This is a genomic window from Lactobacillus fornicalis (assembly GCF_055362665.1).
Map to the genome: position 1 here is coordinate 66,120 of NZ_JBLTIM010000008.1, position 16,773 is coordinate 82,892.

Below are 16,773 nucleotides of genomic sequence, written 5' to 3' on the forward strand. Positions count from 1 at the left end.
ACAATGTGAAAAGCCTTTTTTATATCGAGTTACCTTTTACTAATGTAATTGGTAAAACATAATTTGAATCAGAAAGTTCTTCATGATTTATTCTTTTTATTAAAAGATCTACTAATAAGTTAGCAATTTCTTCTATTGGCTGGGCAATTGTTGAAAGATCGGGATTAAGTTGCCGCATGATTGATGTGCCATCATAACCAATGACCTTAATTCGCTCACAATCTTTGAAATGGTTGAAGCGACTATATTGCCAAAATAAGTTGGCTGAAAAGTCATCAGTAAAAAAGGCGCCATCAATTTCATGCTTACTAAGTAGCTTTTGAAATGCCATCTTTTTTAAATTAGCAGATTCATAAAAATTCATTGGTACTAAGATTTCTTGTAGACCATGTTCAATGATTGCATCATGATAGCCTTTAAGACGTAAATCAGTTGGATTATTAGACCCCTTGATATTACCAAAAAAAGCCACTTTTTTACAACCTGAATTAATTAAACTGTTAGTGGCAACCCAACCACCTTGATAGTTATCTGAACTGACAACTGGTACATCCGGACCGAGATTACGGTCAAATGAAACAATTGGCAGGCCTGTTTCTTGATACTCAGTAATATCTAAATTGTGAGTGCCAGATATGATTCCATCAACTTGATTAGCCTTTAACATGTTAAGATAGTCGCGTTCTTTATGGCTAGAATCTTGTACAGCATTACAGAGAATTAGTTTGTAATCTTTGCGATTAAGCAATTCTTCAATTCGACTGACTAATTCAGCAAAAAAAGGGTTAGTTAAACTAGGAACAATTGCACCAATTAAGCGAGTTTTTTTCCCTTGTAGAGAGCGGGCGAGGGAGTTAGGTTGATAATTGAGTTCGTTCATTGCAGAAAAAACTTTTTTACGCGTTTTTTCACTAATATATCCGTAATTATTGATAACTCGTGATACTGTAGTTGGTGAAACGTTAGCTAATTTAGCAACATCGGTTAATTTAACAGACATTAGATATCTGCCATTTCCCAATATTGACCTTTAAACTTGATATTTTCATCTAATAAAAGCTTATTGCTTCCTTTTTTAGGGAAGAAGCGAGCCGTTAATACGTGTTCCCCGTTATTTACAAATACTTCAATTAATGAATGATCCACGAAAATATCTAAGTCTAAAGTTGTGTTTTGTGGTAATTTGATTGCTCTCTCAGTTCCATATTTTTCATTTACAGTAAAGCCACTATTTTGCCGGTCGAGAATTAATTCTCCATTTGCAGTATCAATGTGTAATTTCAAACTTTCAGTATTGGTTTCATTTGCTGCAATGTGCAAAGTGGTCTTTTGGCTGGCAGCAACTTCTAATTTAAGTTCGTATTGATTCTTAGTGTCTAATTCTCCAGTGAAATTTACTTCTTCTTGACGCAAATTTTTAATGGTGGAAACAGGTTTTTGAATTAGTTGACCATCTTTAAGGCTCAATTCTTTTACTTGGCTATAACATCCTGACCAGTTTTCAATATCAGTAGGATAAGTTAAATCAGGCAAGCCCACCCAACTCAAGGCATATACTTTACCATCTGGCGCATTAAAAGGTTGAGTAGCATAAACATCAAAACCATCATCTAAATTCTGGATTGAATGTTTACTATCAAATTGAGCAGATGTGAAATCAAATTTATCACCAACTAAGACCATATTTGGATAAATATTTTCATATTTAACAATTGCCTTATCTAATCCTTGTGGGCAAAAAATTAAAACAGGTTTTTCATCAATAAAAACAAGGTTAGGACATTCAATCATGTAACCCATTTCTTCATTGGTGAAGTCAATATATCCTAGATCATGCCAAGGTCCTTTGATATCTTTTGCTTCGAAAAGGGCAATTTTTCCAGTTTTCGTAGCTTTATCTTGAGCTCCTAAAATACAGTAATATTTACCATTATGTTCAAGAATTTGGGGATCGCGAAAATGATCTGTAGTGTGTTGTGGTTGTTCAATTAATGAATTAGGTAATTTTTCGATATGGTTATTTTTATCCATAAAAGCACCCATTTGGTGTGGGTGTCTAACCCATTCAGTGTCTCGAGCATTACCTGTGTACATTAAGAATAACTTATCATCAATAACTTTTGCTGAACCGGAATAAGCTCCATGGCTATCTAATTCTGTATCAGGATAAATAGCTGTTCCTAAATCTTTCCAATGAACTAAATCTTTTGAAACGCAGTGTTCCCAAGATTTTAAACCATGAACTGGACCAAAAGGATATGATTGATAAAATACATGCCATTCATTATTAAAATAGGAAAAGCCGTTGGGGTCATTTAATAGTCCACTTTTTGGACGAATATGATAATGCAATTGATAAGGTGAGTTACTTGCCTGTGATTGTAATTCAAGTAAAGTCTTGGCAGACCATTTTTCATAAGGTAAGTAACGTTTTTCAGTTGACCATTCCATAATTATTCTCCTTGTTTATTTAATTTATAATCTTATTTTACATTATTGTCCCTATAAAATGTCAAGCGCTTAGCAATTAATAAATACTAATTTATCAATAATGTAAACCTTTTCGGAAAGCTTTTACATTTTTTAGTAAGAAAATTTATGTTAAACGATTGACAGAAAAAATATTATAAAGTATTATAGTAGCTGTAAGGGCTTTCAAATATTTATTTTAGAAACGAGGACGTGTAAACATGGCAATGGATTACAAGAAGGTTGCTTCTGAAGTTGTTGCTGCTGTTGGAAAAGATAATTTAGTAGCAGCAGCACACTGTGCGACCCGTTTACGATTAGTTTTAAAAGATTTTGACGCAGTTGATCAAGCAGCACTTGATAACAATGCAGATGTTAAAGGTACATTTAAGACTAATGGCCAATATCAAATTATTATTGGGCCAGGGGATGTAAACTTTGTTTATGATGAATTAGTAAAACTAACAGGTGTACAAGAAGCTTCAACAGAAGAGTTGAAGAAAATTGCTGACAAAGGTAAGCCATTTAACCCTGTAATGGCCTTCATTAAGTTATTGTCAGACATTTTTGTACCAATCATTCCTGCCTTAGTTGCAGGTGGTTTGTTAATGGCTTTGAATAACTTCTTAACACAACCTGGCTTGTTTGGACCTAAATCAATTGTTCAAATGAATGCAGCTGTTAAGGGTTTTTCAGATATTATTCAATTAATGTCTGCAGCACCATTTATTTTCTTGCCAATTTTAGTAGCTATTTCAGCTTCTAAGAGATTTGGTGCTAACCAATTCCTTGGTGCTGCAATCGGGATGATTATGACATCTCCTGATTTAGGTGCTACTGCAAAGTATTGGGACATTCTGGGATACCATGTAATGCAAACCAACTACAAGTATCAAGTTGTTCCAGTTTTAGTAGCAATTTGGGTATTATCAATTCTTGAAAAGAGATTCCACAAGATCTTACCACAAGCAGTTGACTTTACCTTTACTCCACTTCTTTCAGTAATGATTACTGGTTTCTTAACATTCACTGTTATTGGACCTGTTTTCAAAGAAGTTTCAGACTTATTAACTCAAGGTATTGTATGGCTTTACGATACAACTAGCTTTATTGGTATGGGTGTCTTTGGTTTGACTTATTCAGCAATTGTTACTACCGGTCTTCACCAAAGCTTCCCTGCAATTGAAACACAATTAGTTACAGAATTTGCTAAGAACCATGTTGGATCTGGTGACTTTATCTTCGTTGTAGCTTCAATGGCTAACGTTGCTCAAGGTGCAGCAACTCTTGCAATTTACTTCTTAACTAAGAATAAGAAGATGAAAGGTTTAGCATCATCAGCAAGTGTTTCAGCATTCTTAGGTATTACTGAACCTGCTTTGTTTGGGGTAAACCTTAAATACAAGTTCCCATTCTTCTGTGCATTAATTGGTTCAGGTGTTGCAGCAATGGTTGCTGGTTTAACTAAGGTTATCGCAGCTTCAATGGGTGCTGCTGGTTTTATCGGATTTTTATCAATCTACCCAAGTTCAATTCCATTTTATGTAATGTGCGAAATTCTTAGCTTTGCAGTTGCTTTCGCTTTGACATTCATGTATGGTAAAAAGAACTTAAAAGAAGAAACTGTTGATATGGCTCCTGTTGCAGCAACAGAAGCAACTGAAAAGCAAACTGCTGTTGAACAAAAAGTAGAAAAGCAACTTTCATTAAGTGATGAAGTTATTGCTAGTTCTGTTAATGGTAAAGAAGTAAGCTTGACTAGTGTTCATGATCAAGTCTTCTCAGCTAAGTTAATGGGTGATGGTGCAGCAGTTATTCCAGCTGATGGTAATATTTACTCACCAGTTGATGGGGAAGTTACTGTTGCTTATGAAACCAAGCATGCTTACGGTCTTAAATCAGATGATGGTGCTGAAATTTTAATTCACATCGGTATTGATACTGTTAACTTGAAAGGTGAACATTTTGAAAGCTTTGTAAAGCAAGGTCAACGAATTAAGAAAGGTGACAAGCTTGGAACAGTTGATTTAGCTGCTGTTAAGGAAGCAGGTTACGATACTACTGTAATGGTTATTGTAACTAATACTAATGATTATGCTTCAGTTGACAGAGTTCAAAACGATAAAGTTAAAGCTGGCGACAATTTAATCGCTGTTACAGCTCACTAAAAATTAATAAAGTAAAAAAGATGAAATCTAGTATAAAAGCTAGGTTTCATCTTTTTTGTTGTTAAAAAATTCATTTTTTAAATAAATAGTATAAAAAGTTTTGGCATTAGCTGAAAGAATTATTTTCAAAAATGTTTGAGATAGGTATATATTTTTTTAAGGCCTATGAGTTATAAATAGAATTATTTATCTAAAAGCATCGACAAAGTAAGCGCTTTTTGATATTATAATCTTAGATGAACGCGCGTACATTATTTCAAAAATGCAACCAAGGAGGATAGTAACATGGCGTATGATTACAAAAAAATTGCTAAGTCAGTTATAAAGGCTGTCGGTGGATATGAAAATATTAAATCTGCTCAACATTGTGCAACAAGATTAAGATTGATTGTTGATGATAGAGAAAAAATAAATGAAGAAGAAGTTGGAAAAATTGAAGGAGTTAAAGGAACCTTTTTTACAGGAGGTCAATACCAAATAATTTTTGGTACTGGACATGTAAACAGAGTTTTCTCTGAAGTTATTAAATTAGGTGTTGGTGAAACTACAGTTGCTGAAGCAAAAAAAGCTAAGTTAACTGGTAAAAATAAATTTCAAAAAGCTATCAGAACTTTTGGAGACGTATTTGTCCCCATAATTCCAGTTTTAGTGGCTACTGGACTATTTTTAGGATTAAAAGGTGCATTATTTAATAATAATTTCCTTTCTTTATTTGGTATGACAATCAAGGAAGTTCCAAAGATTTTGTTGGTATTAATAGATGTTTTATCAGCAACAACTTTTGCATTTTTACCTGCCATTGTTTGTTGGTCAACATTTAGAGTCTTTGGTGGATCACCGATATTAGGGTTGATTTTAGGACTTATGTTAGTTAATCCTGCATTACCTAACGCTTATTCTGTAGCTGATCCTTCAAGCGGTATTACGCCACTATATTTATTTGGAATTATTCCTGTTGTTGGCTATCAGGGAAGCATTTTACCGGCGTTTGTTGCAGGTTGGATTGGATCTAAGCTAGAAATAAAATTGAGAAAATTAGTTCCTGCTACATTTGATTTCATGATTACTCCCTTTTTAGTACTATTAATAATGTTACTGGTATCCTTATTAATTATAGGTCCTATATTACATGGTGTTGAATTAATTTTATTATCCTTTATGAAAACTGCGCTACATTTACCCTTTGGAATTGGTGGATTGATTATAGGATTCTTTTGGTCAATTATAACTTTGACTGGAGTTCATCACATTTCAAATATGCTAGAAATTAGCTTATTAGCTAACACAGGATTTAATCCAATGAATGCAATTTTATGTATGTGTGGATTTTCATCTGCTGGTGTATGTTTAGCAATTGCATTAAAAGCGAAAAAGAAGGAAGTGAGAGCTATAGGACCAAGTGCTACTGTTTCTGCACTATTAGGGATTGGTGAACCAGCATTATTTGGAGTTTTATTAAGATATAAAGTAACTCCATTTATTTTAAGCTGTTGTATAAATGGAATTGCTGGTATGCTTGCAATGATTATTGGATTACAGGGAACAGGAAATGGAATTACAACTATACCAGGTATTTTACTTTATGTTTATTCACCTAAACAATTAATACTGTATATAGTGTTGGCGGCAGCCACCTTTATTACCGCTTTTATTACTACTTGGCTTTTTGCTGTGCCGAAAGAGGTAATGAGTGAATAGAAGGGATGATTAAGTGATTTATGTTATTGAAAAAAATGATGAAAAATATTATTTTTTAAATACAAATAATACTAGTATTGTTTTATTAAAAAATAAGTATGATTATTTATTTATACTACATTGGGGTAGCTTAATATCTCCTACAAATTTAGATTATGTATTAAAAGAATTAAATAGAGCAAGTTATTTGGCAGATGCAAATGGTGTGAAAGACTTTAAATTAGAACAGATGCCACAAATTTATCCATCTTATGGTTATTCAGACTTGAGAGAGCCTGCATTTTCAATAAGATATCAAGATGGTTCAAGAATTACAGATTTAAGATATGACTCCTACAAAATTTATAAAACTAAGAAAAAACTAAAGGGATTACCTACTATTATTTCTAAAGAAAGTGAATCTATTGATTTAATCTTAATAGATAAAATAAAAAAAATAAAAATCACATTGACATTTTCTGTTTTTGACGCATATGATGCAATTACTCAATCAGTCAAAATAGAAAATTTAAGTAATGAAACTTGTTATATTGAAAAAGTCTGTTCAGCGTCAATTGATTTATTATTTAGTGATTTAGATATGTTTCAGTTAAATGGTGCTTGGGGAAGGGAATGCCATATTAATAAGAGACATCTAGTTCAAGGTTCTCAATCAATTTCTAGTGCACGTGGAGCTAGTGGTCATGGTCAAAATCCATTTATAGCACTGGCAACGAGGGGAACTAACGAAGAGTATGGTGAAATTTTTGCTTTAAATTTTGTTTATAGTGGAAATTTTTTAGGACAAGTTGAAGTGGATATGCATAAAAATACTAGGGTCCAATTAGGAATAAATCCTTTTGATTTTGAGTGGATTTTAGATCCTTCACAGTCTTTCCAAACTCCTGAAGTAGTGATGGTGTATTCCAATGAAGGATTAGGGAAGATGTCAAGAATTTTTCATAAATTATATAGAAATACTTTGGCTTCAAGAAAATATTTAAATAGTACCCCTCCTATTTTATTGAATAGTTGGGAAGCTAATTACTTTGATTTTACTAAAGAAAGTTTATTAAACTTAGCTGAAAAATCTTCCGAGATAGGTGTTGAATTATTTGTCATTGATGATGGCTGGTTTGCAAAAAGAAATGATACTACTTCTTCTATTGGTGATTGGGTACCTAATCAAGTTAAATTAGGTGGAAATCTGGATACTTTAATAAATAAAATTAAAAAGAATAAAATAAAGTTTGGACTATGGTTTGAACCAGAAATGGTATCTCCTAATAGTAATTTATATCGCTTACATCCTGAGTGGGTTATTCAAGTTAAAAATAGACGTATTGAAGAGTCTAGGGATGAATATGTATTAGATCTTTCTAATCCAGCTGTATGCGAGTATATTACAGAGATATTATCTAATTTTTTATCGGTTTATTCTATTGACTATGTAAAATGGGATATGAATAGAAACTTTACAAATCTTGGTTCTACCTATTTATCATCTGAAAGGCAAAAGGAGCAAGCGCATAGATATATTCTTGGATTATATTCTATATTAGAAAATTTGACCAAGCGTTTTCCTAATGTGATAATTGAAGGTTGTGCTGGTGGAGGAGGAAGATGTGATCCGGGCATGTTGTATTACATGCAACAAATATGGATAAGTGATGATACAGATGCTATTGAACGTTTACCTATCCAATATGGAACATCGTTAATTTATCCCTCAGTTTCGTTGGGCTGTCATATATCTGCTGTACCAAATCATCAAACAAACAGAATAACAAATTTAGATACAAGATCAACGGTTGCTATGTGGGGAAATTTGGGTCTTGAATTAGATTTAAACAATTTAAGAAAAGATGAATTAGAAATATTAAAGAATAAAATCTTATTTTATAAAAAAATAAGATCTATAGTTCAATTGGGTGATTTGTATAGGCTACAAGGCCTTGATGAAACAAATGAATACGCATGGATGTATATTAGTGAGAAACAAGATGAGATATTGGTATCATATGTTCAAATCATGGCACAACCAAATACTGTAGCGAAAAGATTACGTATTCCATATCTTGATGTAAATTTTAACTATTTAGATGTTGAAAATAATAGAGTATATAAAGGTGATGAATTGTATGCTTTAGGAGTATCAAAAGGTAGTTGTAAATATGATGGATATTCTAAGCAATGGTTATTTAGAAGAATATAAATTTTGAATTAGTAGTATATTTAAGAAGGATAGTTCAAATAATATTTAGTTACACAAAAATGAACCCAAATATTTAATCCGAAAAATATTAGGATAAATATTTGGGTTTATTTTAATAATAAATCAAGCAATATTAAGGAGGTCTAGATTATTTGTGCTATCATATTTTTTAAAATAATATTATATTTATAATGAGCAAGGAGGAAAATTTAATGACTAGTATGCAAGAAATCGCAGATAAAGCTGGCGTCTCACGAGCAACAGTTTCTAGAGTACTTTCAAATCATCCTTCAGTGAAAGCGGATACAAGGAAGAAAGTCATGTACTGGGTAAAAAAAATGAATTATGAACCAAATATGATTGCTCAAAGTTTGGCTGGAAATAGTACTAACTTGATAGGTGTTATTGTTCCTGAGATTGCATATCCATTTTTTAGCGAAATTATTGAAGCGATAGAGCGCCAGGCTTTTTATGAAGGATATAGTATTGTAATTTCTAACACAAATAGAAAAATCGAAAAAGAAAAAAATATTATTGCCGAATATAAAAAAAGAAAGGTGGACGGTATCATCGCCGTACCTGTATCTGAAAGAGAAAGTGTTTCTGTATACAAGAAAATATCTATACCTGTTACTGTAATTACAAAAAAAATTAATAATTTCAATTCTATATATATCTCTCACTATAAAGGGGGAGAACAAATTGCAAAGCATTTTATCAATTCTGGATTTAAGAAAATTGGATATATTGGTCCAATTAGTAATTCGACGTCAGCTAGAAAATTTGCAGGATTTAAAGATTATTTAAAAAATCAAGGAGTGCAATTAACAGATATCATTGAGTGTAATCCACCTAAAAATATGAATGCAACATTAGTTGCAGAATCAGTAAAAGAATATATAAGTAATAAAGAAATTGGAAGTGAAGTATTTTTTGCAAATGATGATATATCAGCATGTGAAGCGATAAATGCTTTTAAAATGCAAGGGTATGACATACCAAATGATATTAAAATTGCCGGTTTTGACAATACACTGTTAGCTAGAGAAATGAATCCAAGATTAACATCACTTGCACAACCATTGGAAGCGATTGGCAAAAAAGCGGTACAAGTACTGATTAATCAAATAAACTATCATACAAAACCACATATGTACGAAATGGAATCATATGTAGTTGAAAGAGAATCAACTTTAAATTTAAATATTAAGTAGTAATCTTATATGTATTAGGATAGTCAATTATTTGTTATTACAATTCTCAGGCTGTATATAGTTATATATATTAGCTTTTGGTTTACCATATCTTGATATTTGTCACGGATTTAAATCAGTAATTTATAATCTATAGTTTTTTCTATTGAGTGCCTATTTGAATTTTAAATTTGTTATTTATGTTTAGTTTTTAATCATATTACTTAAGACATGATACCGATCTTGAGTTGGAGTTAATAAGTTGTGCTTTATTGATCTTGTATTGCAATGCTTTTTATTGGAAAGAAATCAAAAAAATCAGCTCCAATTAAGGAACTGACTAAAATTTATATTTTAACTATTTAATTAACTAGAAGATATCATAGTTTCGAGAATTACTAAAACGTTCAAAACATTCATTCTATAATTTTAATAATCTCTATTTAATGCAACTACCTTTCCACAAATCTTAAAGTTAGTATCTGGCAAAAGTTCATCAGGATACATTTCTTTATTGTAAGCCTTTAAGCGCAACTGTTTAGAGCTACGGTCTCGAACCAGTTCTTTTAAAGTAGTACCATTATTTTCAGTATAAGCCACAACTAAATCACCTTGGGCAGCGACATTTTGATGGCGAACGATTACTAAATCATCTGGATAGATACCTCGTTCAATCATACTCATACCGTCAACTTTTAACATGTATAAAGGGTCACGCTTATCAAAACGCTCTGGTCGCTGCACGTAATATTCTGCTCCGCTATCATCTGCTAAAGCGGTATCTGGATCTCCAGCAGCAACAGTTCCAAGATATGGAATCCCAGGATCAACCCCTAAGGCATTTAAACCTTCTTGAGTAATTTCAAGAGCGCGTGGCTTACTTGGGTCTTTAAATAAATAGCCAGTTTTCACTAGACGATTGAGGTGGCCGTGAACTGTTGAAGTAGATGATAAATCAACTGCTTCACAAATTTCACGAACCGTAGGTGGAAATCCACGATCTTCAACTGTGTTATAAATAAATTCAAGAATCTTGAATTGGTTAGAATCTTCTTTTAATGTCATAATATTGTCTCCGTATCTGTTCTTATGCCTAATTATAGCAGATTGTGTCACTTTCAACAAACGCTTGTTCCTGAAAAAAAGCCTTTTTTTATTTCTTATAATAATGTAAACTTAATATTGTTGTGAGGTGAAAAACCTATGGATAAAAAAGAAGAAGAACGTGTTCGTAATCGAATTAACGAACTTTATCATAAAAAACAAACTGAAGGCTTAACCCCTGAAGAACAGGCGGAACGAGAAGAACTTCATAAAAAGTTTATTGCTAATTTTAGAGCTGGATTTAAACAACAAATAGAAAATCTGGTTTTAATTGATAAAAATGGCAAAGAAATTACTTCAGAAAAGGCGAAACGCGCACAACGCCGCAAAGGCTTAAGAAAAGACTAAAACGGAGGTAAAAGAGAATGAATTTAGGTTTAGCAATTATTTTAATCATCGCTGCTTTATTAATTGGCCTTGTTGGGGGCTTTTATGGAGCACGTGCATACATGAAAAAGTATTTCCAAGAAAATCCACCAATTAATCAAGATATGATTGTTGCTATGATGTCTCAAATGGGGCAAAAACCATCTGCTAAGAAGGTTAACCAAGTAATGAACATGATGAAGCATCAACAAAAGAACTAATTTTCAAAGCATTAGTTGATTATTGGAGAGGGATTTTTCCTGCTTCTTTTTTTACATATATCATTAAAAAATAAAGAGGAGGAATTTATGGATATTTTCATAAAATTAAGCTGGTTTTTTAAGAAATATAAAAAACGCTACTTTTTTGGTATTTTATTTTTAATTTTAACCTCCTTTGTTAATTTGATTCCACCACTCGCTCTCGGGAGAATGGCAGAACTACTTAACCAAGGAAAAATAAGTTGGATGGAATTTATTATTAATGTTCTTGGAATACTGGTAGCTGCACTTTTATTATATGTTTTTCGCTTTGGCTGGCGGAGTCAACTTTGGGGTGGCGCTCAGATCTTAGCTCGTGATTTAACCACAAAATTATATTGGCATTTTTTAAAGATGGATCGTACTTTTTATCAGCGCCATCGAACTGGTGATTTGATGGCCCATGCTACTAATGATATTTCTGCTATCCAATATGTAGCCGGTGATGGAATATTAGCATTAGTTGATGCAGTTTTTACTGGTGGAACGACATTAATTGCCATGATGATTTTTGTTGATTGGCGCTTGACTTTGATTGCTATGATTCCAATGCCTTTGCTTGCTTTAATGGCTCGCTTTCTAGGGACAAAGCTTCATGAAGCATATCGAAATAGTCAAGAAGCTTTTAGCCAATTAAACAATAAAACTCAAGAATCAATTACTGGGATTAAAGTTTTAAAAACATTTGGTCAAGCACAAGAAGATATTGCAGCATTCAATAAAATGACACATGATACAATTCGCATTAATAAACGTGTTTTTAAAATCGATTCATTATATGATCCGTTGACTACTCTAATTATTGGTTTTACTTATGTAATTACCATTATTGCTGGTGGTCAAATGGTCCAGTCTAATGAAATTAATATTGGACAACTTGTTTCATTTGTCGCTTATATCGGGAGTCTTGAGTGGCCAATGTTTGCTATTGGTTATTTGTTTAATTTGATTGAAAGAGGGAGTGCTAGCTACAAGCGAGTTATGAGCTTGTTAAGCGAAAAGTCTTTAATTAAAGACCAAGCAGATCATCAAGTTGCTACAATAACTGGCGATTTAGAAGTAAATATTGATCAGTTTAAATATCCTGATGAAAAAAATAGATTGGCCTTGCAGAATATTAATTTTAATCTACAACCTGGGCAAACTCTGGGACTAGTTGGAAAAGTTGGAGCAGGTAAATCGACAATAATTGAACTGCTAATGAGAGATTTTGACAATTATCAGGGGCAAATTAAATTGGCTGGCAAAAACATCAAAGATATTGCTTTAGATTCGTATTTGAGTCAGATTTCATATGTGCCACAAAAGAATTTTTTGTTTTCAGTTTCGATTGCAGATAATATTCGCTTTGCTGAACCAGAAGCTACACTCAAGCAAGTTAGAAAAGCAGCTCAAGAAGCAGCTTTAGATAGTGATATTATGCTTTTTCCCAATAAATATGACACTTTAGTTGGAGAAAATGGTGTTTCGCTTTCTGGAGGTCAAAAACAACGCTTGGCAATTGCCAGGGCTTTAATAAAGGACAGTCAAATTTTAATTCTAGATGATGCCTTATCAGCAGTTGATGCCAAGACAGAAAAGAATATTTTAAATAATTTGCAAAAGTGTCGAAAAGATAAAACAACGATTATTGCTGCTCATCGTCTAAGTAGTGTAATGAATGCTGATTTGATTTTAGTTTTAAAAAATGGTCAGGTTATTGAACGAGGTACACATCAACAGTTACTTGCAGAAGATGGTTGGTATAAGGAGATGTGGGATAGACAAGAACTTGAAAAGAAGGTAGGTGAAGGAATTGAATAAGGATTACGAATCTATCTGGTCTAAGGCAATTAGCTTTAAAGAACAAAAACAAATATTTAAGCGAATTTTTAAATTTGTTTTGCTATATAAAGTAGAATTTTTTGCGTCATTGCTCGGGGCATTATTAGTAAGTGTGATAAATATTCTCTTGCCAAGATTTTTACAATATTACATGGATCACTTTTTGGCTCATAAGAATGCAACATGGCAGATTATTTATGGGGTAGCAGCTATTTATTTGCTTGGGCTAATTAGTAAGGCACTGCTCCAATTCTTTTATGAGTATTATTATTCCCTAGCTGGAGAGAAAACATTAGAAAAAGTTCGGCGTGTTTTATATCAGAAATTACATCAATTAGGGATGCGTTATTTTGACCAAAACCCAGCTGGATCAATTCTATCCAGAATAACTAATGACACTATGACTTTAAGTACTTTTTTATCAATGTTTTCTGCAGTTATGATTGGAATTATTTCTATGATTACAGCTTTTGTAGCAATGTATTATACTGATAAGATTGCCGGCTTAATTATTCTGGCATTTTTACCGTTATTACTTTTGGTTATGTGGCTGTATTCCTACTATAATTCACGATTATACCGAGAATATCGAGAGCGCAATAGTTTGATAAATACCAAATTAAATGAAAGTATTACAGGAATAAATGTTATTCAACAATTCCGGCAAGAAAAGAGAATTCAAGCTGAGTTTGAAGATATTACCAATGCACAATTAAAAACAAGAATGAAGCTTGTAAAAATGAACGCTCTTTTACTTTCTCCACTTACTAGTTTGCTTTACAATGTTGCAATTGCGGTCAGTTTGCTTTATTTTGGCTTTCCAACAAGAAGCGTTTTTGTGGCAGCGGGTGTTATTTATGCTTTTTCCAATTATATTCAAAGCTTTTTTAATCCAATTAGTTCAATGATGGATTCTTTAACATCATTTACAGATGGTATTGTTGCGGGAAAACGAATTTTTAAAATTCTAGATGAAACAGAATTGGAACCTCAACAGTCTGTTGATTCTAATGCCAAAATTGAATTAGGAAAAATTGAGTTTAAACATGTTTCTTTTTCTTATGATGGTAAAAATGACGTTTTACATGATATTTCTTTCACTTTAAAACCTGGCCAAACACTTGGAATAGTTGGTCATACTGGAAGTGGAAAAAGTTCTTTAATAAATATTATGATGCGTTTTTATGAATTTCATTCAGGCCAGATTTTATTAGATGGTCATGATATTCGAAATTTTAGTCCAGCTGAATTACGAAAAAAGATGGGCTTAGTTTTGCAAGAACCATTTATGTTTTATGGGGATATTAAAAGTAATATTCGCTTGTATAATAAAGAAATTAGTGATGAAGCTATTGTCAAAGCAGCTAAGCAAGTCCAAGCTGATAGTTTTATTGAAGAACTACCTGATAAGTATGACAGTAAAGTGATTGAAGGTGGAAGTGAATTTTCAAGTGGTCAACGTCAGTTAATATCTTTTGCTAGAACTTTGGTAACTAACCCTAAAATTTTGGTTTTAGATGAAGCGACTGCTAATGTAGATACTGAAACAGAAACGCTAATTCAAAATGGATTGAAGAAATTACGTCAAGGAAGAACTACTTTGGCAATTGCCCATCGGCTTTCAACAATTAAAGATGCAGACAAAATTATTGTACTTGATCGAGGAAAAATTGTTGAAACAGGTAATCATGAGGAATTGTTATCTAAGAAGGGCTATTATTATGATTTATATCGTTTACAACAAGAACGTGGATAGAAAAAATGAAGTGCAACTGCACTTCATTTTTATTTAGGAATATATTTGAAATTTGGATTTTGATCATGATCAAGTTTTGCCCAGGCATCTTCTAATTGCTTATATAGAATAGGCGTAGTTTCTTGATCAATCTTAGATTTACGATCAATTGTTATGGGATTGCCAATCACAACTTCAAGTGGTTTTCGTTTGAGGAAGTCTTTAAAAGTAAGCGGACCTTGATATACAACTGGTAAAAGTGGTTTGCCAGACATTTTAGCAATGACAAAAGCTCCGCTCTTTAATTCAGCAGAATGACGAGTTCCGGAAGGGAAAATCATCAGTGAATCTTGATCTTTACGCAAGCCTTTTACTGGAATAGTTAATGCAGATGGTCCTGGATTTTTCCTATCTACTGGAAACGCACCAGCATGGCGTAAAATAAAAGATAAAATTGGATTCTTAAAGAGTTCCTTTTTTGCCATAAACATATAAGTCATTGGGCTGGTTGCAAGTGCAAATAAAATTGGTTCCCACCATGTGCGATGGGGAGCAACTAAAATGTATGTTCCTTCTGGCAATCTTTCTTTATTATGAACGTGTAAATGCCCATTTAAAATCCAGACGATAAATCTAACAATCGGCCGAATGATTTTGTAAAACATAAATTACCTCCAATATTGTAGACTTATTATATCAAATAAGATGAAAAGGACAAAAAGCAAATTATGAAACTTAAAAATGGTGAAAAAATTGATCACATTTATAGTAATCAAATTCAAATAATTCAAGATAAAGAAGCTTTTAGTTTCTCATTGGATACAATTTTATTAGCAGCAGGCTGTTTAGATTACATTAAAGATCGTGATCAAATAGTTGAGTTTTGTGCCGGAAATTGTGCGGCTAGTATTTACTTGGCGCATCGAACAGAGGCACATTTTAAAACAATTGAAATACAAGATCATGCATATGACCAGGGGAAAAGATCAGTTGAACTTAATCATTTAGAAAATAGAATTGAGTGCTTTTTGGGTGATGTGAATGATGCAACTAAGTTTGTGGGGAGACAAAACAATATGGTTTTGGTTAATCCACCATACTTTAAAGTTGCGCCTGGTCATGTTGTTAATCCAAATGAAAAAAAAGCGCTCGCTAGACATGAGATTTTAGTAGATCTAGAACATATTATTTTGCAAGCTAGCCAAGTATTAAAAAATAAAGGCCGGTTAGTAATGGTACATCGACCAGAGCGTTTAGGTGAAATTTGCTATTTTTGTCAAAAATATAATTTACCTGTTAAAAAGATACAGCCATATACGTCTAGTTCCCATAAAGAGAGCAATCTTATTGTTATTACGGCTAGTAAAAATGGAGCAAGTGATGGATTGATTTTGAAAAGCCCAATAGTAACTCAGACAAGTGATGGGCATTATAATCCAGAAATCAATCAATTTTTATTGGCCCAAGAAGCAGAGCTAAAGAATAAGTATTATTTTTACGTCTTACTTTGCAATGATAATACTCTGTATGGCGGTTTTACAACTGACCTGAAGCAGCGGTTAAATGCACATAATAGTGGTAAAGGAGCAAAATATACCAAAAGTAGAAGACCTGTAAAAATGATTTATCACGAATGCTTTAATGATAAACAGCAAGCTCTAAAACGTGAATACTGGTTTAAACATCATTCTAGAAGTTGGAAGGAACAATTCTTAAAAGACCATAATGTTACAATATAATTTTTAAATGCGACAGTTGAAAT

At 32.5% G+C, this 16,773-nt stretch carries 13 protein-coding genes; 9 read left to right on the forward strand and 4 right to left on the reverse strand.

Annotated elements, in window-relative coordinates; all coding sequences use genetic code 11:
* Positions 1–19: 19 nt before the first annotated feature.
* A complete protein-coding gene (locus ACNDLV_RS02590) occupies positions 20–1,000 on the reverse strand; it encodes a LacI family DNA-binding transcriptional regulator (RefSeq protein ID WP_006586884.1) in 981 nt (326 codons plus the stop codon).
* Entirely contained in the window at positions 1,000–2,451 is a 1,452-nt protein-coding gene (locus tag ACNDLV_RS02595) for a sucrose-6-phosphate hydrolase (RefSeq protein ID WP_006586883.1), read from the reverse strand. The genes ACNDLV_RS02590 and ACNDLV_RS02595 overlap by 1 nt, the downstream gene beginning before the upstream one ends.
* 245 nt (positions 2,452–2,696) lie before the next feature.
* On the opposite strand from ACNDLV_RS02595, the gene ACNDLV_RS02600 reads away from it, so the two are divergent.
* The 4 genes from ACNDLV_RS02600 to ACNDLV_RS02615 all read left to right on the forward strand — a co-directional run bounded on the left by ACNDLV_RS02600 (position 2,697) and on the right by ACNDLV_RS02615 (position 9,743).
* Complete coding sequence (locus ACNDLV_RS02600; RefSeq protein ID WP_034530359.1) at positions 2,697–4,637, forward strand: sucrose-specific PTS transporter subunit IIBC; 1,941 nt, start codon at positions 2,697–2,699, stop codon at positions 4,635–4,637.
* Between the two features lie 285 nt (positions 4,638–4,922).
* On the forward strand, positions 4,923–6,335 hold the full coding sequence (locus tag ACNDLV_RS02605) for a PTS transporter subunit EIIC (RefSeq protein ID WP_006586881.1): 1,413 nt from the start codon (positions 4,923–4,925) through the stop codon (positions 6,333–6,335).
* A 13-nt stretch (positions 6,336–6,348) separates the two neighbouring features.
* Positions 6,349–8,529: an alpha-galactosidase gene (locus ACNDLV_RS02610; protein ID WP_006586880.1), complete on the forward strand. Its 2,181-nt coding sequence runs from the start codon at positions 6,349–6,351 to the stop codon at positions 8,527–8,529.
* Positions 8,530–8,741: 212 nt separating this feature from the next.
* Positions 8,742–9,743: a LacI family DNA-binding transcriptional regulator gene (locus ACNDLV_RS02615; RefSeq protein WP_006587355.1), complete on the forward strand. Its 1,002-nt coding sequence runs from the start codon at positions 8,742–8,744 to the stop codon at positions 9,741–9,743.
* Between the two features lie 408 nt (positions 9,744–10,151).
* Here ACNDLV_RS02615 and lexA read toward each other — a convergent pair whose 3' ends face one another.
* Positions 10,152–10,787, reverse strand: a complete 636-nt coding sequence (gene lexA / locus ACNDLV_RS02620) for a transcriptional repressor LexA (RefSeq protein WP_006586878.1) — start codon at positions 10,785–10,787, stop codon at positions 10,152–10,154.
* Between the two features lie 138 nt (positions 10,788–10,925).
* Here lexA and ACNDLV_RS02625 point away from each other — a divergent pair, with 138 nt between their 5' ends.
* The 4 genes from ACNDLV_RS02625 (at position 10,926) to ACNDLV_RS02640 (ending at position 15,032) form a co-directional block, all read left to right on the forward strand.
* Positions 10,926–11,174 (forward strand): DUF896 domain-containing protein, encoded by a 249-nt coding sequence (locus ACNDLV_RS02625; protein WP_006584889.1) that lies wholly within the window; start codon positions 10,926–10,928, stop codon positions 11,172–11,174.
* Between the two features lie 17 nt (positions 11,175–11,191).
* The gene (locus ACNDLV_RS02630) at positions 11,192–11,413 is read left to right on the forward strand and encodes a YneF family protein (RefSeq protein WP_006584888.1); all 222 of its coding nucleotides are present in this window, start codon (positions 11,192–11,194) and stop codon (positions 11,411–11,413) included.
* 87 nt (positions 11,414–11,500) lie between these two features.
* Entirely contained in the window at positions 11,501–13,255 is a 1,755-nt protein-coding gene (locus tag ACNDLV_RS02635) for an ABC transporter ATP-binding protein (RefSeq protein ID WP_034535761.1), read from the forward strand.
* Entirely contained in the window at positions 13,239–15,032 is a 1,794-nt protein-coding gene (locus ACNDLV_RS02640) for an ABC transporter ATP-binding protein (protein WP_006586876.1), read from the forward strand. The genes ACNDLV_RS02635 and ACNDLV_RS02640 overlap by 17 nt, the downstream gene beginning before the upstream one ends.
* A 29-nt stretch (positions 15,033–15,061) precedes the next feature.
* Here the strand turns inward: ACNDLV_RS02640 and ACNDLV_RS02645 are convergent, their stop codons facing one another.
* Entirely contained in the window at positions 15,062–15,676 is a 615-nt protein-coding gene (locus tag ACNDLV_RS02645) for a lysophospholipid acyltransferase family protein (protein WP_006586875.1), read from the reverse strand.
* 63 nt (positions 15,677–15,739) lie between these two features.
* Between ACNDLV_RS02645 and ACNDLV_RS02650 the strand changes: the two genes are divergently transcribed.
* Positions 15,740–16,750, forward strand: a complete 1,011-nt coding sequence (locus tag ACNDLV_RS02650) for a GIY-YIG nuclease family protein (RefSeq protein ID WP_006586874.1) — start codon at positions 15,740–15,742, stop codon at positions 16,748–16,750.
* Positions 16,751–16,773: the final 23 nt, after the last annotated feature.